This is a genomic window from Mesorhizobium sp. P2_D5 (assembly GCF_056404355.1).
In genome coordinates, this window is the sequence record NZ_JBFUEE010000014.1 from 1 (window position 1) to 20,981 (window position 20,981).

A 20,981-nucleotide genomic window follows, 5' to 3' on the forward strand; every position below is an offset into this window, starting at 1 on the left:
CAGGCCAGCCACTCCCCGCCGTTTCCTTTCAGGGTGTCACCCGGCGCTACGGAAGTGTGTCTGCGGTGAGCGACGTTACCCTCGACATCTCGTCGGGGGAGTTCTTCGCGCTGCTCGGCTCGAGCGGTTCCGGCAAGACGACGCTCCTCATGCTCCTGGCGGGGTTCGACACGCCAACCGAAGGCCGCGTGCTGATGTCGGGCACGTCCGTCTCGGACGTGCCTCCGCATCGGCGACGGATCGGGGTGGTCTTCCAGAACTATGCGCTTTTCCCGCACATGTCGGCTGCCGAGAACGTTGCCTACCCGCTGAGGATGCGCGGCGTCGCACGTGCCGAGCGCGAGGCGCGAGTGAATGCCGCGCTCGGTCTCGTCAATCTTGCCGATCGCTGGTCTTCATATCCGTCGCAGTTGTCCGGTGGGCAGCAGCAACGCGTGGCGCTCGCCCGCGCTCTCGTTTTCGGCCCCGACCTCCTGCTCATGGACGAACCGCTTGGCGCCCTCGATCGAAGGCTCCGCGACCAGATGCAGCAGGAATTGAAGCGCATTCAGGGCGAGCTCGGCATCACCGTCATCTACGTGACACACGACCAGTCGGAAGCCATGGCCATGGCGAACCGGATCGGGATCATGGCCGGGGGGCGGCTTCTCCAGGTCGCCGATCCGGAAACCATCTACGCCGCACCGTCCAATCACTTCGTGGCACGCTTCCTCGGCGAGTGCTCGATTCTGCGCGTTACCGCGACGGATGGCGGCCGTGGATACGAGATCGCCGGCGTGCGCCAGTCATTGCCGTCCCCCGCGACGGCGCCTTTCGATATTGTGGTGAGGCCGGAGAACGTCTCCGTCCGCTCCGCACCCCAAATCGTATCAGACAGTGCCTTTGGTGTTCCCGCGACGATCCGCGATGTCACCTACCTCGGCGCCGGCTGGCGCGTGGCGCTGGAACTTTCCGACGGGCAGTCCCTGCTCGCCAGCATCACGCGTGGAGATGATGCGGCCGGACACCTGGCTCCCGGCAAACCCGTCATCGCGCGATGGATGCCGGCATCCGTCGCTGTTCTTCCGGCTGAAGGATCTCCCTGAAGCGGATATTAAGGAGGGTGAACCCATGACAACAAACAGACCGCATATTGGTATCTCAGCCGGCTTGCTCGCCGCGGCCAGCGTCTTCTTGTTTGCGCAGGCGGCGCCTGCAGCGGATCCGGCGGAGGTCGTTATCGCTTCCTACGGCGGGGCGTTCCAGGACGCGCAGACAAAGGCTTTCTTCGAGCCATACGCCAAAGCCACGGGTGCCAAAGTTACCGGCACCACCGGCACCGGCTATCCCAAGGTCAAGGCGATGGAGCAGAGCGGCAACATCAGCTGGGACGTCGTCTCCGCCGAGAGCCCCGCTTTTGTGAACGAGGTGAAAGACGGGCTTCTCGAACCACTCGACTATTCTGTCATAAAGGCCGACGGCATCCCGGCCGAGTTTCGCAAGCAGTACGGTGTCGGCTATATCAAGTTCGGTACGAATCTCGCGTGGAGCAAGGAGAAGTTCCCGAACGGCGTGACCGCAGCTCAGTTCTTCGACCCTGCGGTAAAAGCCCGCCGCGTGATGCCGTCGGACCCGACCTACTCCCTCGAGTTCGCTCTGATGGGTGACGGCGTAAAGCCCACTGATCTCTACCCCCTGGATGTGGATCGCGCCTTCAAGGTTATCGATCGGGTCAAGGATCAGATCGTTGGCTACAAGGGTGCCTCAGATCAGCAGGCTCTCATCCAGCAGGGCGAGATCGACTTGGCTTACATCGCGAATGGCCGAGTTAACGACGCCATCAAAGCAGGCGCCAACTGGGCTTATAGTTGGGACGCCTCGCTGTCGGATACAGAATTCTGGGCCGTGATGAAGGGCGCTCCGCATGCAGCCGAGGCGATGAAGTTCATCAACTTCGCCATCCAGCCCGAGCAGCAGGCGGAACTGACCCGGCAGATCCCCTACGGCCCGACCAATGTCGATGCGCTGAAGCTCCTCGACCCAGCCGTCGCCAAGAACCTGCCGAGCAATCCGGACAACGCGAAGCTTGGCGCAGTCCTCGATTCAGAATGGTGGCACGACAACTACGAGTCTGTGAAGGCCCGCTGGTCCACCTACATCATGCAGTGACGGCACGTCGACAGGAGCAAATGAAAATGAGGCGGAACGGGTTGATCAATTGGTGGAGCGTGTTCCTGCTCGCTCCAGCGTTCCTTCTGCTCCTCCTCGCTTTCGCTCTCCCGCTCCTGAATATCGTGCCAGAGGCGTTCGGCGGTGATGCCGTCGGGCGTTTCCTGCGGATTTTTGGGAATCCGTACCCGCAGATCATCGCAACGACGGTGCGCATCAGTCTGGAAGCAACTGCGATAACGCTCGTCGTCTCGTTTCCCTTGGCGTGGCTCTTGAGCCGGGCGAGCGGAGTGAAGGGCCTTCTTCTCGGTCTATTGGTGCTGGTTCCCTTCTTGACCAGCGTGCTGGTGCGGACTTTCGCCTGGTTGGCGATCCTCGGACAGCGTGGCCTTGTCAACGCGACGCTTCTCGGCCTCGGGCTGATTTCGGAGCCGCTCCCCCTTCTCTTCAGCGAGCCGGCGGTCGTTCTAGCCCTGGTGCACTCCTCCATTCCCATGATGGTCTTTGCCCTCGTCAGTGTCCTGCGGCGCATCGACGGGCGCATTCTTCTGGCTGCTCATACGCTCGGCGCCAACCCACTGCGCGCCTGGCTGGGCATGGTTGTCCCGCTTGCAATCCGCGGCATCCAGTCCGGTGTCACCATCATTTTTCTATTCACCATGGCGAGCTTCATTGCGCCTGCCTTCCTCGGTAACCAGCGCCAGCAGATGCTTGCACAAGTGATCCAGTCGGAAATCGAGACTGGGGCTGACTGGGCTTTCGCCGCAGCACTCGGCATTACGCTTGCCGCGACGGCGACGATTGTCGTCATGGCGCTCTCCGCGGTGGCGCGATACTTCTCGCGGTGGCAGCGTCCGGGCTCATTGCCGCCCGCCATGCCGCAACAGGGGGCAGTGCAGGCGGATAAGGCGCTTCTTCGCAAGTCGGTAGCCTTGCCAACCTCGCGTTTCCACATTCCGGCGTTTTGGCACTTCAGCGCGCGGTTTGTCGAACCGGCCTATCTCTGCGCAATATCTGTCTTCATTCTTCTTCCACTGGTCGTGCTCTTCCCGGTGTCGTTCAGTTCGGCGGACGTGCTTATCTTTCCGCCTCCCGGTTATTCGATGCGATGGTTCGAGAAGATCCTCGGCAGCCCGGAATGGATTGCGGCGGCGCTGACCAGTCTTCGCATCGGCGCTGTCACTTGTGTTCTAAGCCTCGTCCTGGCCATTCTCACAGTACTCGGTTTCGGTCGCCATTTCCGGTTTCAGGGTGCTGCCGAAGCCCTGGTACTGGCGCCCTTGAGCGTGCCGGCCGTCGTCTTCGCGCTGGGGGCCTATCTCGCCTTCGCGCGCGTCGGGCTCGTTGATACCGAGGCAGGCATCATCATCGCTCATACGGTTCTGGTCTTTCCCGTGGTCTATCTCGTCGCATCGGCGACACACAGTTCCATTGACCCCTGGCTGTCGCTCGCCGCTGCGAGCCTCGGGGCCAATCCGTGGCGCATCTTTCGCACCATCATCTTCCCACTGCTGCTTCCGGGCCTGGCCGTCGGCGCTCTGCTTGCGATGCTTCTCTCATTCGATGAATCGGTGGCTTCGATCTTCCTCAGCGACCTGTCGGTGAAGACACTGCCGAGAAAGTTGTGGGAGGGGATCCGCTTCAACACAAGCCCCGAATCCGCGGCCGTCTCCGCCATGCTGCTCGGCGCGACATGCGTCGTGGTCATCGTCGGCATGGCGGTTGTCCTCGGGCGCCGTAAAACCGCTCTGTTGTCGTTGCAAGCGCGTTCCTGAACCCGTTTCTTGACCGGTCTCAGAACGGCCCTCGTACAAGCGGCGCAGCTACGAGTGCGGAAACGGAGATCAATCATGTGCAGGACCTACCTCCATCGGAAGTACTGTGGACGCTTCGCTTCTCAGTCGGAGCAGCCGTGTATGCCTCGGTCGAAACTCATTCCAATGTTGATCCCCATCCTGGCCTCGTGGCGGCGGCGGCCAGGACGCTGGTGGGCACCACCTCCCGGGTGCCCACCGGCACCCGCGTGGTCCGGGTGCTGGGCGGCTTCCCCGAAGTCTCGACCATCCATACCACCAATGGCCGCTGGGGCCCGATGCCGTGCTCCGGCGCATCCGGCTCATAGCTCGCATAGCGGCAGCGAAACGAGCCAGCTTCTGGCGACACAGCGCACGACCCGAGCACGACTGACCTAGCTGTGGCCCTGGCCGTTGCTACCGACCAGAAACTGACGGAAGCGGTCCGATCGGCTGGCAGTAAAGAGCTCGCCTGGCGGTCCTTCTTCCTCGACCAGGCCCTTGTGCAGGAATACGACCTTGCTGGAGACATCTCTGGCGAAACCCATCTCGTGGGTTACCACGAGCATCGTCCTGCCTTCTTCGGCAAGCGCGCGCATGACGCGCAGGACCTCGCCGACAAGTTCGGGATCGAGCGCCGAGGTCGGCTCGTCGAACAGCATGACTTTGGGCCGCTGGGTAAGCGCCCGTGCGATCGCCGCTCGTTGCTGCTGGCCGCCGGACAAGTGCGCCGGATAGTGGTTGCGCTTGTCGGCAATACCCACCTTGGCCAGCATCGCCTCCGCCTCCTCAATGCATTCCGCGCGAGGACGTTTCTGGACGTGGATGGGTGCTTCGATGAGGTTCTCGAGGATAGTCATGTGAGACCACAGATTGAACCCTTGAAACACCATGCCGACGCGTGCGCGTATCCCCTGGAGCTGCCGCATGTCGGCCGGCCGCGTCTTCCCGCCCTTTTTCTCAAGCAGGATTGTTTCGCCCCCGACCTCTATGCGCCCTTCATCCGGAATTTCCAGCATGTTGATGCAGCGCAACATCGTCGACTTTCCCGATCCGGAAGAACCAAGGATCGAGACCACGTCTCCCTCCCTGGCCTCAAGGGAGATGCCCTTCAAAACCTCCAGATTGCCGAAACGTTTGCGAAGCCCGGTCCCCTCCTATGGATGAACCGTGAATTCGGCCCACATGCCGGCCCCATAGTGACCAGGCACGTTGCAGATAAGAAGGTATTTTCCTGCCTTCAGTTCGACGGTCAATGTGCCTGATTTGCCCGGATCGAGTTCCGACACCTCGCCCTTGTCGCCAGCCTTGTCTTCGTCGACCCGGTTCTCGGCCTCAAGATAAGGAAGCGGCTTGCCGGGTTCTGCAAGGTACATCACGATCATTTCATGAACCGTATCCTTGGAGTCGTTGATCACTTTGAATGTGACCTCTCCGGCCTTCACCGTGCCCGGCGAAGCCTTGATGCCCATGGTCGCCTTGGTGATATCGAGTCCTGGCGTCGCATAGGCGAGCCCCATCGGCATCTCCATACCCGCGCCCTTGTCCCACATTGAGATTTCGACAAGGGAAGCAGCCCGGACGGCGCCAGCACCGTCAGCCATGAGCATTGCGGCAGCAAGTCCGAGCGCTGCCCTCGTCGATATGGTTTTCATGGCAATCTCCTTCGGGACGGCAGCGGAAGCGCTACACCCCGGCCGTCATCCTGCTCGCGGAGTTACCCGCCGTCCTTGCGCCAAATCAAACTGACCGGCGTGACTGCTCAGTGCCGGATCGAAATTAGCGTCGCCCAGCTGCGAAGAGCGGGTCCTGAAGGAGGCGCGTCCTTTATTGTGCCTCCCTGCCGCCGGTCGAACTGCCGCCCAAGAGGCACGGAATTTGCGTCTCCACCATCACATCAGGATGAGGAGTCAATGATGCGTCAAGATGGAACAACAGCGCGAAAGGCAGCACCACGGCGCGTGCCAGAATGGCGCTTCAACAAGAGAACGTTTGAGGTTCCGTACCTCATGAAGCTCGGCAACATTGGTCGCCAGGAAGCGCTGGCTTTGATCGCCAGGCATGGTGGGGACAGAGACGAAATTACTGCCGAGCTGTTTTCGCGGAGAGGTCGATCTCAATAGCTTTCACAACTAGGTTGGACCCATGACCCACCGAGCGTTCGCCGAGAAACTCGAGGTTGCTGCTGCACATATTTCGGATGTCTCGCGCGGACCTGCAAGTCATGTTGATGAATGCAGCCCTGCGGCTGAGGAACACCTCGGGCCTTGCCTTGGAAGCCGAGGTTGACGAGGCGGTCGACTTGTTGGCGGCGCAGTTGAAGCTTTCGCGGCCTGAAGTGTTGCAAACAATCGTGCGAGATTGGTTGGTCATTGCGGGCCGGCTGGGTGCCGATGCCTTTGATGAGGAGAGCGAGACTGATGGACTGGCCTAGGCTCGGGACCCGCGACGCTCGCTGACTTTATCGCTCTTCGAACTTCGAACTCGCGCGCTTCGATCAGCCGGCGGGCCGCAATGTGTCAAGCCGGGCTTATCGCCACGATGAGGCACTTGCGAGGCGAAGAAGTCCTCCGCCATGCTATCGCTGCAGGATTTGGAGGAATGAGTAGGCGCGGTAGCGATTTTTTGGTCTCTGAGGTTAGCGGACGTCGTGATTGCGCCGTGAAGCAGTCGTTGAAACGATCAAGGCCGACGCCGGAGGCGGCCCTTCACGTTTCAAAGGCTCTGCTCTAGCTCGGCAATCCTTCTCGGGAGGCAAGCGAATTGCAGATCAGCACGAGCTTGCCCTTAACGCCTCCCTGACCGAGCAGCTCCTGGGCGCGACGAGCCTCGGTCAAGGGCATCCGCTCAGCCACCAACGGCTTGATCTTCGCGTCGCGAAGCAGCTCGAGTAAGGCGCCGAGATCTTCGCGGAACCAAGCGAGCTTCCACCGTTTCAAATATTGTATGCTGTAAGGGAGTATGCGTCGTCGGCCTGGTGAAACGAAAGCGCGGACCGCGTACCACGCAGGTCGCAATATCCCGCGAAGACGATAACGCAACCCCCCTGCCAGTTGGCCCTTCTGCAGAAATGAAGTGAAGCCATAGGCTATGACGCGGCCACCAGGCCTTAGAGCCCGAAACGAACGCCAGACATTGGCTTCGCCGACCCCGTCGAAGACGACATCCACGCCGTCGTTTGTCAGGCGATGGATCTCGTTGACGAAGTCGGCCCGCTCGTAGTCGATCGGCGTGGCCCCGAGATCTGATACGATCTGATGAGCTGAAAGAGATGCGGTTCCATACATCTCCAGACCTGCCAGGCGGCCAAGTTGCAGCAGGGCCGTGCCCACTCCGCCGGCCGCGCCATGAATAAGGACCCGTTGTCCCGCTGAGGCATGCCCAAGGCGATGCATCATCTGATAGGCCGTAACGTAGTTCAGCACGAGGCTAACTGCCTCGGCGGGATCAACACCAGTTGGAACCGGAGTGAGTTCAGCTTCCGGCAGGCAGATGAACTGGGCGTAGCCACCATGAATGGGCAGCGCCGCAACCATTCTACCAACCATCGCTCGGGACGCTCCCTCTCCGGCCTCGTCCACGATGCCTACGATGTCCCATCCTGGCGTGAATGGCAGGGTCGTCTTTTCCGGATGAATCCCCTCCCGCATCAATAGCTCTGCGAAGGAGACGCCGGCGGCGATTGTTCGCACCCGCAGCTCACCTGATGCCGGATGGGGGGCCTCTTCCTCCGCAATCTCCAGAACTTCAGGTCCGCCATGGTGGCGAACAACGACGCGCAGAGACTTCATGGCAGGCTCGGTCCAGATTGGACTCCTCCACTGACGGCAAACTCGAACGAAATGGTAGCGGGCGCGGGTATGAAGCGACTTGCTCCAGATCAAACCCACAGAAATCGGTATCCACCCACGAACAGCTGCTTATTTGCGCAGAAAGACATTGGGACGCAGCCTCGACAGTGGCTGGATCAGCTACCATTGGGCGTGAGTGGAAACAAATGACTGTTTGGGCTCACGACCCCGACCCGGCAGGTCGAACGTCCGATATCTTCGTTGCGAAGCCGGAAAGCCGCCATTCCGGTTCCGGCCAAGACGCAACGTCCGAGCAGTGGCTTGGCGATGTAGCGCAAACCGGACCTAGGGAGCGATGGAATAGTTGTGGTCTTCTTGGCCAGGCGAGCGAACCGCAAAACTGCCCGCAGCAAGGCTGATGCTAAAGCATTGATATTCCTGTCGTCAAAACCTGGGGATTTTTGGGGCTTACTCCACAGCTTAGGAGAATAATGGGCATTCAGAGAGCAATTTGCACGCTCAGGGCGCTGTGGCACTCCCCAGCTTTTGGCCACACACCCTGCAAACGCTGGGCTTCAGAGCGCCTGCCAGCGGAGCAGAGAATTGTTTGGACTTTGAAGGTGGTAGAGGGAAAGGCACTGGGAACCAACCTTCTCCACTTCGACCGTGTTCGTATAATCCCTGTCCTGCCGGCGAGACCCCGCTCTATTGGCGCTGGTGGCCCCCTCCCGGCTTTGTCGGCGGCGGGAGTAGGGGTTGGCTTGTGGGGCTCCGTCAAGCCGCACGTCCGGGGAACTGTCTTTCGAGTCGCCGGGTCCGACTGCCTGCCAGATCGCCAGGCTGGATTGTACCCGACAAATCTTGATAGGTTGCCGGTCTGGAGATCGCACGATGAACGAGGTTGAAAAGCTGGCGGTCGAGGTTGTCGCCACCGGCCTCGGCTGGCCCGAGGGCCCAACGGTGCTCCCTGACGGGCGCGTTGTCATCGTCGAAAGCTATCGCAGCCAGCTGACGGCCATAGATCATGATGGAACCGCTCGCCAGTTCGCATATGTTGCGGGAGCGCCCAATGCCTGCGTTCTCGGATCGGATGGCTTGCTCTATGTCTGCCAGAACGGCGGCACGACCGGACCTTGGCGGGCCGCGGAGATGACAAAGCCATCGATCCAGCGAGTTGCCGAAGGCGGAAAGCCGGAAATCCTGCTGACCGAAGTTGCGGGCATTCGGCTGAATGGTCCAAACGATCTCGTATTTGCTGCTGATGGCCGGCTTATCTTCAGCGATCCTGGCACTTACAAACCCAGGAACCCCGACCCCAGCTACATCTTTGCCATCAACCCCGATGGCAGTGCGTACCTTGTTCTCGGCTTCGACGAACCGACCTTCCCGAATGGAGTGGCGGTCGAGGCCGACGGCTCTATCGTCTGGGGCGAGTCCTATACAGGGCGCGTCAAGCGGCAGCGTCCGGATGGTTTCGTCGAAGACCTTGGCCGCTTGCCCGGGACGAACCCGATCCCCGACGGGCTGAAGATCGGTGCCGATGGTCGCCTTTATGTAACGGATATTGCCGCCAACGGGATTCATGTGCTCAGGCCGGACGGCACAGCGGAAGGTTTCTTCATCTGCGGCAAGGCAACGACCAACTGCGTCTTCTCGGGCGAGATGCTTTGGGTGACAAATGCCGGCGTGCTGGCGACCGGCAGCGACCCCTCCTTCGATGGCACCCTCTGCTGCATGCGTGTTCCGGGAGGCGGTGGACCGACGCACCACGGTCGCATCGGCGGTAAGAAGCCGTGAGTAGCTCCTCGACTCTCTCGAACCTAGCCCCTTTGGTCAACGGCGGTGCCCCCGTTGCGGCATCGCATGCTTCGCCGGCAGCGCTGAGGCGCCTGTACAGCGTGGCCGCGGTCCGCGACGCCGCGCGGCGGACTTTGCCGCGCCCGGTGTTCGACTTCGCCGACGGCGGCGCCGAGGATGAGCGAACGCTGCGCCGGAACGAGCAGGCTTTCAACGAGGTTGCCCTTCTGCCGCGACCACTCAATGGAGCGGCAACAAGGGATCTTTCCCTTGACCTCTTCGGAGTGAAGCTTGCCATCCCGCTCGGCATCGCGCCAACCGGCCTGGCCGGTCTGTTCTGGCCCGACGGTGAGTGCGCGGCAGCCCGAGCCGCGGCGGCCGCTGGCACCTTCTACTGCGCCAGCCACGGCTCGGTGTGCACGCTGGAGGACATAGCGGCCACTGGGACCGCTCCGCGGTGGATGCAGGTGTTCGTCTATACCGATCGCGGCTTCACCCGAGAAATGGTGGATCGTGCAAGGGCGTCAGGATACAACGCGCTGGTGCTTACCATCGACAATCAGATGCTCGGCAACCGGGAACGCGACATCCGCAACGGTTTTGCTATCCCGCCGCGCTTCGGCGTGGCCGGGACGCTTGCCGCCGCCACCAAGGCGGTGTGGCTGCTGCGTATGCGCACCCGACTCCCGAAAATGACCTTCGGCAATTACGCGCGCCCCGGCGAGACGGCGACGGTCGGCGCGCTGGCGGGCCGCATGGCCTCACTGCTCGACCCCGGGCTCTCCTGGGCGGACGTTGACTGGCTGCGCACCATTTGGTCCGGACCGTTGTTGCTGAAGGGCATCCTGCATCCCGGCGAAGCCACCGAGGCCGTGGCACGCGGAATCGACGGCATCATCGTGTCTAATCACGGCGGACGCCAGCTCGACGGCGCCGCCGCGTCGCTGGACGCGTTGCCGGCAGTTGTCACAGCTGTCGACGGGCGCATTCCGGTGCTGATTGACGGCGGCATCAGGCGAGGCTCTGACGTCGTCAAGGCATTGGCGCTCGGCGCCTCCTGCTGTCTGATCGGTCGGCCGCAGTTATGGGGGCTCGCGGTCGCCGGCGAGGATGGTGTGCGACACGTGCTCGAACTCTATCGCAAGGAGATCGACCGGGTCATGGCACTGATGGGGGCACGGACCTTGCGCGACCTCGGGCCGGACTGTCTTTCGTTCGTCCAGGCTAGGAGGCTGCCACGTGATTGAAGACCCGCCTTTGCTCACCATCAAGCGCCGTTTCGAACGGCCTGCAGCAGAAATCATCAATGCCTTTTCGGGCGTGCCCGTCAGCCACGTCATCGACGCCATGGGTGGGCGCGGGGCCCTGCACCATGCAATCAAGCCCCTATCGCCAAGTACTGCTACGCTGGTCGGCGTCGCCGTGACATGTCACTGCGGCCCCGCCGACAATCTCGCATTGTTTGGGGCGTTGGATGCCGCCGTGATTGGCGATGTCATTGTTGCGGCCACCGACAGCTTTGCCGGTGCGGCAGTCACTGGGGATCTCGTGCTCGGCATGGCACGGAACAAAGGGATCGCCGGCTTCATCACGGATGGCCTCGTTCGCGATATTGTCGGAATCGAGGCGGTCGGGTTGCCGGTCTACTGTGCTGGGGTCATCGCGAACTCGCCGGCGCGCAATGGTCCAGGCACTGTCGGATTTCCGGTGGTGCTGGGAGGAGTGACTATCTCGCCGGGAGACATACTCGTCGGCGACCGCGATGGCGTCGCCGTGGTGCCCCGCCTGGAAGCTAAGACAGTGCTGGCGCGGCTCGCCGCCGTCAGGGCGGCCGAGCAGGTTCTTGAGGCCCAGGTCCGCCAGGGTCTGGAAGTGCCCGACTTCGCTGAGGTCGTCCTCAGGTCCGACAGGACGCGCTTCGTTGACTGAAATGGGGGCGCCGAATTGCAAAAGAGATTTGAGGGGACGACATGATGGCCGACGAAGTGGCGCCTAACCGCGAGCGCGCGAAGCCCCAGTCATGTCAGTGTCGGTACCGCGGCTTGATGACCACGGTGCCAAGCGAAGCCGAGGCAAGGTCTCTGGGCGGGGCTACATAGGGGGCTCCTGCAAGACATACGCTTTACGTGATGGACATACTTCCGCCAAGGGTGGCATCGAGATCGAAACAAGCTGGAAACAGACCTGGCGGCCAGCGGAATTGGTCGGTTACGAGATCGAGCTATGCCTAGGCCATCGGGGCTTCGCGTCCCGTCAAAGGCGGCTGATGCGTTGGAAGCCACTACCGTCCTAACAGTTTCTACGAGAGGAATTAGCTATGCGATCCGCAACGGTTCTCTCGTCGTTGCTCGCGCCGGCTCTATGGGCGGTTCATCTTTTGCTCGTCGTCTGGGGACTTAACGCCGCGGCACGGTCCGAGCCGGTGTTTTGTTCCAGCGGTTCATCGATCCTGGCGACATCGAACCAGACAACGGGGACCGCGACCGCATGTCCGTTTGTGCTTGCGGGATCATCAAGCAATGGATCGGGGTGATTGGACTTTGGCTTTGCGAACTCAAAGGTATCGAGACCAATATGGGTATCAAGCTCGATGCGGCATTCCGTGCGGCTGGATTGCCCGCGCCCTCAATGCACATGGAGGCGGTGGTTGGGGGAACCAAGGGCGGATTCGAATGGTCAAACCAGACCGCCGAACTTATTGTCACGATGCTGCCGGAAATCCAGAGCCGGGGAGTTGCGACGGCCGCTGAGGTCGATATTGAAACTTTGGGACAGCGCATGCAGCGCGAAATCGAGGCGGGTAGTGTGATCGTGAGTCGCTCGGAAGTGGGCGCCTGGTCGCATGCCTTGAACAAGCCATAACAAGACTGGAGCGACAGGTAGTCCGTAACAATCCTTTCCTGGCTACCATCTCAAACGACTGCTTCGCGCCTCATCTCGGTCGTAGAGGTCAGCCTCGACGCTTCACGAAAGCGGAAATGCTTGCGACCACTTGGAGGTCGTGATCAAGCCAGGATCGGGCATTTCCCCTTGCCGGATTGTAGGCAGTCGATCAGCTCGCATTCTAACCGGCAGCCTTAGGTAGCCCGGCCGAAATGCAGACTGTGGACTGACCTGCATGCTCCATGTCGAGCCGACCGTCTAATGAGCTAACCTCCAAGCTATTCCATTCGAGCAAGTCGCCGTTGACAAGTGTGCGCCTGCTCGTGTTCTATTTCGCAAGCGCACATTTTTCCGCGTAACACATCGCGTCCGGCAAGGCCGGACAAGGGCAGCATGGCCCCGCCGCGTCTCATCGAGCATGGGGTGCGTGTGGGGCCTTTGTTTTTTGAGGTCCGGGTGAAGACGTTCAGGGTCGGTATTCTTTATTCGACCACCGGTCCCTACGGGGCGATCGGGCGCGACTGCCGCGCCGGCGCCGAATTCGCCATCGAGGAACTGGAGAAGGCCGGCAGCCCCGTGCGCATTGAGCCGGTGTTCGGCGATCCGGCCGGGCAGCCGGAGCGCTACCTCGATCTGATCCGTTCGATGCTGCGCGACGAGGGCTGCCGCAATGTGATCGGCACCATCACCTCGCTGTCGCGCAAGGATGTCATCCCGCTGGTCGAGAAATATGACGGGCTGCTCTGGTACATCTGCCCCTATGAAGGTTTCGAGGCCAACGAGAACGTCATCTACACCGGCGCCTGTCCCAACCAGCATCTGATCCCGCTGTTCGACTATATGCTGCCGCGCCACGGCAAGCGCGTCTATCTCGCCGGCGCCAACTATGTCTGGGGCTGGGAGATGAACCGGCTGGCGCGCGAGCTTCTCATGCGCGCCGGCGGCGAGGTGGTGGGCGAGCGCTGCCTGCCGATCGAGGAGACCGATGTCGGCCTGCTCATCGCCGACCTGGAGCGCCATAGGCCGGACTTCATCCTGAACAACATGATCGGCCCTTCGAGCTATGCCTTCCTTGCCGCCGTCAAGCAGCTCGCCGCGCACGATCCCGCCTTCGCGCCGGAGCACTGCCCGGTGCTGAGCTGCGACCTGACCGAATGCGAGCTCGGCGAGATCGAGCCGGGCGTGGCTATCGGCCAGCTCTCGACGGCTTCCTATTTCGAAAGCCTGGCGTCGTTCGAGAACCGCGGCTTCAAGCAACGCGTCGCCGCCCGCTTCGGCGCCGAGCGTCGCGTCTCCAGCTTCTTTGCCGGCGCCTACGCCGCCGTGAAACTTTGCGCCGAGGCGGTGTCGGAGGCCGACCGCGACGACCCTGCCAGCGTGCGCGGCTTCCTGCATGCCCGGCCGCGGCAGACTGTGCTCGGCACGCTGGCCATCGATCCGCGCACCAACCACGCCGCCTTGCCCTTCCATCTGGGCCGCATCAACGAGCGCTCCGGCTTCGACATCATCGCCTCGCATGGCGCCATCGCCGCCGACCCTTATCTCGTCGGCACGCTGCCCATCCAGCACGCCCCGCATCTGAGGGTGGTGCAATGACGCGCACGCCCAATTTCGTTTCCTGGCGCGCCGCGATCCTGCATCGCGCCGACGACAACATCGAGCGCCTGAAGCGGCAGCTTGAACGTCTCGGCGTCACCGTTCTGGTGCAGTGGAAGCCGCTCGATCTTGCCGAGACGCCGGCCGATATCGTCCTGGTCGATGCCGATCAGGGGTGGGACGATCTGTTGCCATGGAATGGCGACGATGCACCGGTTCCGGTGGTGGCACTCCTCGGCTCCGAAGCGCCGGGCCGCATCGCCTGGGCGCTGGCCAAGGGCGCCGGCGCGATCATGGCAAAGCCGGTCGTCGCCTCCTCGGTCTATCCGGCGCTGGTGCTTGCCACACATGCCCATCACGAGCGTACCGCTGTGCGGGCGCGCATTGCCGGCCTGGAGGAGCGCTTGCGGCTCAGGCCGATCGTCCATGACGCTATGCGCTCGATCATGGCCGCGCAGGGTACGGATGAGGACGGCGCCTATCGCATCCTGTGTCGCCTCGCCATGCAGCGCCGACTCACCGTCGAGCATGTCGCCGCGGCCATCGTCGCCGGGCATGAGCCCGTGCCGCGGGCGATGTAGGCGCCGCATGCGGGTTTTGCGCGAACTTGTCAGACGGCCTTCCGCCCTGTTCGGGCTGATCGTGGTCGTCATCGTTTTGCTGGCGGCGATCTTCGCGCCCTGGATCGTGCACTTCTCGCCGGACAACCAGCTCACCGACGGCCTGTCGCTCGAAGGCGCACCGCTGCCACCCAGCGGCGAGCATTTGTTCGGTACCGACACGCTTGGACGCGACCTCTTCTCGCGCGTTCTGTTCGGCGCCCGCACGTCGCTGATCATCGGTCTCGTCGCCAATGGCGTCGCCGTCGCGATCGGCCTTCTCGTCGGGCTGCTCGCCGGCTATCTGCGCGGCACCGTCGGCAATTTGCTGATGCGCTTCACCGACCTGATGATGGCATTCCCGGCGTTGCTGCTCGCCATCGCGCTCGCGGCGTTGCTCAAGCCCAGCCTGTGGATCGTCGCCATGGTCATCGCGCTGGTCAACTGGGTGCAGGTCGCCCGCATCGTCTACACAGAAACGCGCGGCCTGGTGGAGCGCGACTTCATCGTCGCCGAACGTTCGCTCGGCGCCGGCAATGGCCGCATCATCTTCCTGCACATCCTGCCGCATCTGATGCCGACAGCGATCGTCTGGGGCACGCTCGGCATCGCCACCACGGTGCTGCTCGAGGCGACCTTGTCCTTTCTCGGCATCGGCGTGCAGCCGCCACAACCCTCCTGGGGCAACATCATCTTCGAGAGCCAGAGCTATTTCCAGGATGCGCCCTGGCTGGTATTCATCCCCGGCGCGATCATCCTCGCCACCGCCTTGTCGTTCAATTTGATCGGCGACGCCTTGCGCGACATCCTCGACCCGACGCAGCGCGGGAGGCTGTAACGATGGCCGTCTTCCTCGCCCGCCGTCTTGTCCAGGCCGTGCTGATCCTGCTCGGCGTCGCCGCCATCACCTTCCTTCTGCTCTACTACCTGCCGGCCGACCCCGCCGTGCTGATCGCCGGCCGCTCAGCTACGCCGCAGATGGTGGCCGCGATCCGTCATGAGCTCGGCCTCGACCAGCCTTTGATCATGCAGTTCCTGCACTATGTCGGCTCTTTGCTGCATGGCGACCTCGGCCGCTCCTACACGCAGAAGACCGAAGTGCTGCCGCTGATCCTGGCGCGCTTGCCGGCGACGCTCGTGCTCATGGCCGCCGGCATCGTCGTCGAGGTGGCGCTTGGTTTGACCTTCGGCATCATCGCGGCGGTCTGGCGCGGTGGCTTCGTCGACCGTTCGATCATGATGCTGTCCTTCGTCGGCGTCTCGTCGCCGCAATTCGTCGTGGCGCTGCTGCTTTTATACGTCTTTGCCGCCACGCTCGGCTGGTTCCCGATGTCCGGCTTCGGCACCGCGCGGCATGTGGTGCTGCCGGCCCTCACGCTCGGCGTGCTCGGCGCCGGATGGTACGCGCGCATGGTGCGCTCGGCCATGATCGAGGTGCTGCGCCAGGATTATGTGCGCACCGCCCATGCCAAGGGTCTCAGCGGCCGCCGTGTCGTGCTCAGCCATGCGCTGCCCAACGCGCTGTTGCCGATCATCGCCATGGTCGGCATCGACATCGGCCAGTTCATGAGCGGCGTGGTGGTGGTCGAGGCCGTCTATGGCTGGCCCGGTATCGGCCAGCTCGCCTGGCAGGCCATCCAGCAGGTCGACGTGCCCATCATCATGGGCGTCACCCTGGTTTCGGCGCTGGCCATAGTGCTCGGCAATCTGCTCGCCGACTTCATCGCGCCCTTCGTCGACCCGCGCATCCGCAGCCAATAACCAACAAAACCAACAGAGGAGTGAACTCAATGAACAAATTCGCCAAAAGGATGGGCCTGGCGGCCTTGCTCGCCACCTCCGCCCTGGTGCCGGCCAAGCTTGCCTTCGCCGACACGCCGAACAATGGCGGCGACATCATCGTCACCTATAAGGACGACATCGCCACGCTCGACCCGGCCGTCGGTTACGACTGGCAGAACTGGTCGATGATCAACGCGCTGTTCTCGCGCCTCGTCGACTACAAGCCCGGCACGACGGAGCTCGGGCCGGCGCTTGCCGACAGCTACGACATCTCAGACGACGGCAAGATCTACACTTTCAAACTGCATCCGGGCGTCAAGTTCACCAACGGCCGCGAGGTGACGGCGGCGGACGTGAAGTGGTCGATCGAGCGCGCCGTCAACCCGAAGACGCAAGGCCCCGGCGCCGGCTTCTTCCACTCGATCGTCGGCGCCGACAAGATGACCGCCGGCACCGCCGACACGATGGAAGGCATCACCGCGGTCGACGACCACACGGTCAAGTTCACCCTCTCGCAGCCCGACGCCACCTTCCTCAACGTCCTGGCGCTGAACTTCGCTTCCGTCGTGCCGAAGGAGGCCGTGGAAGCCGCCAATGGCGATTTCGGCAAACACCCGGTGGGCTCCGGCGCCTTCACGCTGAAGGAATGGACGATCGGCCAGCGCCTCGTCTTCCAGAAGAACCCCGCCTATTTCGTCAAGGACCGGCCGCATGTCGACAGCTTCACCGTCGAAGTCGGCCAGGAGCCGCTGGTGGCGCTGCTGCGCCTGCAGAAGGGCGAGGTCGATATCGCCGGCGACGGCATCCCGCCGGCGAAATATCTGGAGATGAAGAAGTCGGCCGAGTTCGAGGGCATGATCGTCGACCGCCAGCAGCTCGAGACCAGCTATGTCACCTTGAACACGCAGGTGAAGCCGTTCGACAACGCCAAGGTGCGGCAGGCCGTCAACATGGCCATCAACAAGGACCGCATCGTGCGCATCATCAACGGCCGCGCCACGCCGGCCAGCCAGGTGCTGCCGCCGCTGATGCCGGGCTATGACCAGAACTACAAGGGCTATGCCTACGACCCCGAAAAGGCGAAGGCGCTGCTTGCCGAAGCCGGGTTGAAGGACGGCTTCTCGACACAGATCTACACCTCCAACACCGATCCGCAGCCACGCATCACCCAGGCGATCCAGCAGGATTTGGCGGCGATCGGCGTCAAGGCCGAGATCAAGGCGGTGGCGAACCCGAACGTGATCGCCGCCGGCGGCACGCAGGGGCAGGCGCCGATGGTCTGGTCCGGCGGCCTCGGCTGGATCGCCGACTTCCCGGATCCGTCCGACTTCTACGGGCCGATCCTGGGCTGCGGCAGCGCTGTTGCCGGCGGCTGGAACTGGTCGTGGTACTGCAACAGGGACATCGACGCCCGCGGCCAGGCCGCTGACGCCATGCCGGTACCGGCCAAGGCCGAGGAGCGCAACAAGGCCTGGGCGCAGATCTTCACCGACATCCAGACCAATGAAGCACCCTGGATCCCGGTCTTCAACGAACGCCGCGTGGTGGCCAAGTCCAAGCGCATGGGCGGCCCGGACGAGATCTACATCGATCCCACCCGCGTCATCGATTACGAAGCGATCTACGTGAACAAATAGGCTCTTCTCATCTCCCGGCGGCAGGCATCCGGCTCGCCGCCGGGACCGTCCCATGATGCCGCCTGCACGGGAGGGCGGCTTGCCCAAGACAACGAGAAAAAACCATGTGCGTGAAGTGCGACTACACCATCCATCGCGCCAGCCATCATTTCGGCTGGAACCGCGACTTCGAGCCGGCGCTGACGGCAAGGCCCGGCTCGACAATCCATTTCGAATGTCTCGATTCCTCAGGCGGGCAGTTCAACGCCAGCTCCACGGTCGCGGACGTCAGGACGATGGATTTCGGCAAGGTCAATCCGGTGACCGGACCGGTCTATGTCGAGGGCGCCAAGCCCGGCGATGCGCTGAAGATCACGCTGCGCCATTTCGAACCGTCGGGCCTCGGCTGGACCGCCAACATTCCGGGCTTCGGCCTGCTCGCCGACCAGTTCGAGGAGCCGGCGCTGCACATCTGGAAATATGACGCCGCCGCGATGACGCCGGCACTCTTTGGCCCTGGTGGCCGCGTACCGCTAAAACCCTTCGCCGGCACGATCGGCGTGGCGCCTGCCGAACCCGGCCTGCACTCGGTCGTGCCGCCGCGCCGTGTCGGCGGCAATCTCGACATCCGCGACCTTTCGGCTGGCACCACGCTCTATCTGCCGGTCGAGGTCGAGGGCGCGCTGTTTTCGATCGGCGACACCCACGCCGCTCAAGGCGACGGCGAGGTCTGCGGCACCGCCATCGAGAGCCGTATGGATGTCGAGGCGACGATCGAGCTGGTCAAGGACGCGCGGCTGCAAAGCCCGCGCTTCACCACGCCGGGACCGGTGACCCGCCATCTCGACGCGGCCGGCTACGAGGCCACCACCGGCATCGGGCCGGACCTGATGACCGCGGCGCGCGAAAGCGTCATGCGCATGGTCGACCTGCTTGCCGCGGAGCATGGGCTGAAGCCGGTCGACGCCTACATGCTCTGCTCGGTTTGCGGCGACCTGCGCATCAGCGAGATCGTTGACATGCCGAACTGGGTCGTCTCGTTCTACTTCCCAAGAATCGTCTTCAATTGATGGCGGATGCTTCCGGGCCAAAGCAGGATGCCGTCCTGACCGTCGACAAATTGTCGGTGGACGCGCTGACGCCTGAAGGGGCGAGGCGCGTCATCGACGGCATCAGCTTTGCCTTGGCGCCGGGCGAGACATTGTGCATCGCCGGTGAGTCCGGTTCGGGCAAGTCGGTGACGGCGCTTTCGATCATGCGGCTGTTGCCGCGCACCTCGCTGCGCATCGCCGGCGGCGACATCAGGCTCGATCGCCAGAGCCTGCCGCTCCTGTCCGAGCGCGCCATGCGCGATGTGCGTGGCGGCGAGATCGCCATGATCTTCCAGGAGCCGATGACCTCGCTCAATCCGGTACACTCGATCGGCGCGCAGCTGACCGAGGCGATCCGCACCCATCAGGGCGCGGAAGGCGCCAGCATCGAAAGCCGCGCCCGTGCCATGCTCGACGTCGTCCAGATCAACGACCCGGCGCGGCGCATGAAGCAATATCCGCACGAGCTCTCCGGCGGCATGCGCCAGCGCGTCATGATCGCCATGGCGCTGTCCTGCCGGCCGAAAGTGCTGCTGGCCGACGAGCCGACGACGGCGCTCGACGTGACCGTGCAGGCGCAGATCCTGAAACTGATGCGCGAGTTGAAGCGGGAATTCGGCACCGCCATCATCCTGATTACCCACGACATGGGCGTCGTCGCCGAGATGGCCGACCGGGTGGCCGTGATGCGTGACGGCCGCATCGTCGAGGCAGGCCCGGTGCTCGACATCTTCGAGCGGCCGCAAGCCGAGTACACGCGCGAGCTGCTCGCCGCCGTGCCGCGCCTCGGCGCGTACGCCGCGACCGACGCGCCGCCGAGGGTCACCGCCACCGTCCAACCAGCCGCGCCAGAGGGCGCCGCGCCGGTGCTGTCGGTCAAGAACCTCGTCGTCGATTACGGCGCTTCCGCCAGCCTTTTCCGTCGCCGCGCCGCCGAGGCGCCGGCGGTGCAGGACGTCTCTTTCGACATCATGCCGGGACAGACGCTCGGCCTCGTCGGTGAAAGCGGTTCCGGCAAATCCACCACCGGCAAGGCCGTGCTCGGCCTAGTGCCTTTCACGGGTGCAGTGACCATCGGCGGCGCGGCCATCCAGGGCCTTTCCGCCGCCGCGATGCGGCCGGTGCGCCGCGCCGCGCAGATGATCTTTCAAGATCCTTACGCCTCCCTCGACCCGCGCATGACGGTCGGTGCGGCAATTGCCGAGCCGCTCGCTATTCATAGCATCGGCACCAAGAGCGAGCGGCGTGAGCGAGTGGCCTCGCTTCTCGGACGCGTGGGGCTCGCCGCCGACCATGCCTCGCGCTATCCGCACGAATTTTCCGGCGGCCAGCGCCAGCGCATCTGTATCGCCAGGGCGCTGGCGCTCGAGCCGAAGCTGATCGTCGCTGACGAGAGCGTGGCCGCGCTCGACGTGTCGGTGCGGGCGCGCGTGCTCGACCTGATGCTGGAGCTGCAGGAGACGCTCGGGCTCTCCTATCTGTTCATCTCGCACGACATGGCCGTGGTCGAGCGCATGAGCCACAACGTCGCCGTCATGCGCGCCGGCCGCATCGTCGAGGCTGGCGCACGCCGCGCGGTGCTGTCGTCACCGCGCGAAGCCTACACGCGTGAACTGATCGCCGCCGTGCCTATACCGGTCCCACGCGTCGCAAACCCACAGAAGTAGTGTTGCAGAGACCGGCGCACCAAATCATCTCGGCCGGGTTCCGGGGTGAGCGGGTGGGTGGCTAGTGGCCCTACCGACCTTGGCTAGTTTTTCAGGGACTGAACCTGCCAGCCAAGCGGGGCATAAGAGCCTGAACCTGGGATATGCCAGCCTATAGCCTAGCACAACGCGAGAAGTCCCGATTGAGCGACTGTCGATGTGTCGGGCTTGAAGGCGAG

At 63.2% G+C, this 20,981-nt stretch carries 19 protein-coding genes; 16 read left to right on the top strand and 3 right to left on the bottom strand.

Annotated features, from left to right (window positions below):
- The 4 genes from AC1DYW_RS32560 to AC1DYW_RS32575 all read left to right on the top strand — a co-directional run.
- Window positions 1-1,085: ABC transporter ATP-binding protein (locus AC1DYW_RS32560; RefSeq protein WP_477228912.1), on the top strand; the 1,085-nt coding region annotated here is incomplete at its 5' end.
- 25 nt (window positions 1,086-1,110) lie between these two features.
- Window positions 1,111-2,148, top strand: a complete 1,038-nt coding sequence (locus AC1DYW_RS32565) for an ABC transporter substrate-binding protein (RefSeq protein ID WP_477228913.1) — start codon at window positions 1,111-1,113, stop codon at window positions 2,146-2,148.
- A gap of 59 nt (window positions 2,149-2,207) precedes the next feature.
- A complete protein-coding gene (locus AC1DYW_RS32570) occupies window positions 2,208-3,923 on the top strand; it encodes an ABC transporter permease subunit (protein WP_477228914.1) in 1,716 nt (571 codons plus the stop codon).
- 77 nt (window positions 3,924-4,000) lie between these two features.
- A complete protein-coding gene (locus AC1DYW_RS32575; RefSeq protein ID WP_477228915.1) occupies window positions 4,001-4,270 on the top strand; it encodes a hypothetical protein in 270 nt (89 codons plus the stop codon).
- Window positions 4,271-4,336: 66 nt separating this feature from the next.
- Here the strand turns inward: AC1DYW_RS32575 and AC1DYW_RS32580 are convergent, their stop codons facing one another.
- Both AC1DYW_RS32580 and AC1DYW_RS32585 read right to left on the bottom strand, forming a co-directional pair.
- Window positions 4,337-5,065: an ABC transporter ATP-binding protein gene (locus AC1DYW_RS32580; RefSeq protein ID WP_477228945.1), complete on the bottom strand. Its 729-nt coding sequence runs from the start codon at window positions 5,063-5,065 to the stop codon at window positions 4,337-4,339.
- Between the two features lie 33 nt (window positions 5,066-5,098).
- Window positions 5,099-5,596: a sulfocyanin-like copper-binding protein gene (locus AC1DYW_RS32585; RefSeq protein WP_477228916.1), complete on the bottom strand. Its 498-nt coding sequence runs from the start codon at window positions 5,594-5,596 to the stop codon at window positions 5,099-5,101.
- Window positions 5,597-6,165: 569 nt separating this feature from the next.
- Here AC1DYW_RS32585 and AC1DYW_RS32590 point away from each other — a divergent pair.
- Window positions 6,166-6,375 carry a hypothetical protein gene (locus tag AC1DYW_RS32590; protein WP_477228917.1) on the top strand — a complete coding sequence of 70 codons (210 nt, stop codon included), beginning with the start codon at window positions 6,166-6,168 and terminating at the stop codon, window positions 6,373-6,375.
- Window positions 6,376-6,670: 295 nt separating this feature from the next.
- Here the strand turns inward: AC1DYW_RS32590 and AC1DYW_RS32595 are convergent, their stop codons facing one another.
- The gene (locus tag AC1DYW_RS32595) at window positions 6,671-7,732 is read right to left on the bottom strand and encodes a medium chain dehydrogenase/reductase family protein (protein ID WP_477228918.1); all 1,062 of its coding nucleotides are present in this window, start codon (window positions 7,730-7,732) and stop codon (window positions 6,671-6,673) included.
- A gap of 891 nt (window positions 7,733-8,623) precedes the next feature.
- On the opposite strand from AC1DYW_RS32595, the gene AC1DYW_RS32600 reads away from it, so the two are divergent.
- From AC1DYW_RS32600 to AC1DYW_RS32650, 11 genes are all read left to right on the top strand, one after another.
- A complete protein-coding gene (locus AC1DYW_RS32600) occupies window positions 8,624-9,529 on the top strand; it encodes an SMP-30/gluconolactonase/LRE family protein (protein ID WP_477228919.1) in 906 nt (301 codons plus the stop codon).
- 101 nt (window positions 9,530-9,630) lie between these two features.
- A complete protein-coding gene (locus tag AC1DYW_RS32605) occupies window positions 9,631-10,776 on the top strand; it encodes an alpha-hydroxy acid oxidase (RefSeq protein WP_477228920.1) in 1,146 nt (381 codons plus the stop codon).
- Window positions 10,769-11,458 (top strand): RraA family protein, encoded by a 690-nt coding sequence (locus AC1DYW_RS32610; RefSeq protein ID WP_477228921.1) that lies wholly within the window; start codon window positions 10,769-10,771, stop codon window positions 11,456-11,458. Before AC1DYW_RS32605 ends, AC1DYW_RS32610 begins: the two co-directional genes overlap by 8 nt.
- A 498-nt stretch (window positions 11,459-11,956) precedes the next feature.
- Window positions 11,957-12,391, top strand: coding sequence for a hypothetical protein (locus AC1DYW_RS32615; protein WP_477228922.1), 435 nt, complete (start codon window positions 11,957-11,959; stop codon window positions 12,389-12,391).
- Window positions 12,392-12,868: 477 nt separating this feature from the next.
- Complete coding sequence (locus tag AC1DYW_RS32620) at window positions 12,869-14,008, top strand: transporter substrate-binding protein (RefSeq protein ID WP_457152775.1); 1,140 nt, start codon at window positions 12,869-12,871, stop codon at window positions 14,006-14,008.
- Complete coding sequence (locus tag AC1DYW_RS32625; protein WP_477228923.1) at window positions 14,005-14,589, top strand: ANTAR domain-containing response regulator; 585 nt, start codon at window positions 14,005-14,007, stop codon at window positions 14,587-14,589. The genes AC1DYW_RS32620 and AC1DYW_RS32625 overlap by 4 nt, the downstream gene beginning before the upstream one ends.
- A 7-nt stretch (window positions 14,590-14,596) precedes the next feature.
- Window positions 14,597-15,445 carry an ABC transporter permease gene (locus AC1DYW_RS32630; protein ID WP_457152773.1) on the top strand — a complete coding sequence of 283 codons (849 nt, stop codon included), beginning with the start codon at window positions 14,597-14,599 and terminating at the stop codon, window positions 15,443-15,445.
- Window positions 15,446-15,447: 2 nt separating this feature from the next.
- Window positions 15,448-16,368 (top strand): ABC transporter permease, encoded by a 921-nt coding sequence (locus AC1DYW_RS32635; protein WP_095088311.1) that lies wholly within the window; start codon window positions 15,448-15,450, stop codon window positions 16,366-16,368.
- 29 nt (window positions 16,369-16,397) lie between these two features.
- The gene (locus tag AC1DYW_RS32640; protein ID WP_477228924.1) at window positions 16,398-18,026 is read left to right on the top strand and encodes an ABC transporter substrate-binding protein; all 1,629 of its coding nucleotides are present in this window, start codon (window positions 16,398-16,400) and stop codon (window positions 18,024-18,026) included.
- Window positions 18,027-18,130: 104 nt separating this feature from the next.
- Window positions 18,131-19,075, top strand: a complete 945-nt coding sequence (locus AC1DYW_RS32645) for an acetamidase/formamidase family protein (RefSeq protein WP_477228925.1) — start codon at window positions 18,131-18,133, stop codon at window positions 19,073-19,075.
- On the top strand, window positions 19,075-20,763 hold the full coding sequence (locus AC1DYW_RS32650; RefSeq protein WP_477228926.1) for an ABC transporter ATP-binding protein: 1,689 nt from the start codon (window positions 19,075-19,077) through the stop codon (window positions 20,761-20,763). Before AC1DYW_RS32645 ends, AC1DYW_RS32650 begins: the two co-directional genes overlap by 1 nt.
- Window positions 20,764-20,981: the final 218 nt, after the last annotated feature.

Excerpts from the sequence above, each read along its gene's own strand:
- AC1DYW_RS32565 (WP_477228913.1), top strand. The coding sequence starts at position 1,111 with ATGACAACAAACAGACCGCATATTGGTATCTCAGCCGGCTTGCTCGCC.
- AC1DYW_RS32585 (WP_477228916.1), bottom strand. The coding sequence starts at position 5,596 with ATGAAAACCATATCGACGAGGGCAGCGCTCGGACTTGCTGCCGCAATG.
- AC1DYW_RS32590 (WP_477228917.1), top strand. The coding sequence starts at position 6,166 with ATGTTGATGAATGCAGCCCTGCGGCTGAGGAACACCTCGGGCCTTGCC.
- AC1DYW_RS32595 (WP_477228918.1), bottom strand. The coding sequence starts at position 7,732 with ATGAAGTCTCTGCGCGTCGTTGTTCGCCACCATGGCGGACCTGAAGTT.
- AC1DYW_RS32600 (WP_477228919.1), top strand. The coding sequence starts at position 8,624 with ATGAACGAGGTTGAAAAGCTGGCGGTCGAGGTTGTCGCCACCGGCCTC.
- AC1DYW_RS32625 (WP_477228923.1), top strand. The coding sequence starts at position 14,005 with ATGACGCGCACGCCCAATTTCGTTTCCTGGCGCGCCGCGATCCTGCAT.
- AC1DYW_RS32630 (WP_457152773.1), top strand. The coding sequence starts at position 14,597 with ATGCGGGTTTTGCGCGAACTTGTCAGACGGCCTTCCGCCCTGTTCGGG.
- AC1DYW_RS32635 (WP_095088311.1), top strand. The coding sequence starts at position 15,448 with ATGGCCGTCTTCCTCGCCCGCCGTCTTGTCCAGGCCGTGCTGATCCTG.
- AC1DYW_RS32640 (WP_477228924.1), top strand. The coding sequence starts at position 16,398 with ATGAACAAATTCGCCAAAAGGATGGGCCTGGCGGCCTTGCTCGCCACC.
- AC1DYW_RS32645 (WP_477228925.1), top strand. The coding sequence starts at position 18,131 with ATGTGCGTGAAGTGCGACTACACCATCCATCGCGCCAGCCATCATTTC.
- AC1DYW_RS32650 (WP_477228926.1), top strand. The coding sequence starts at position 19,075 with ATGGCGGATGCTTCCGGGCCAAAGCAGGATGCCGTCCTGACCGTCGAC.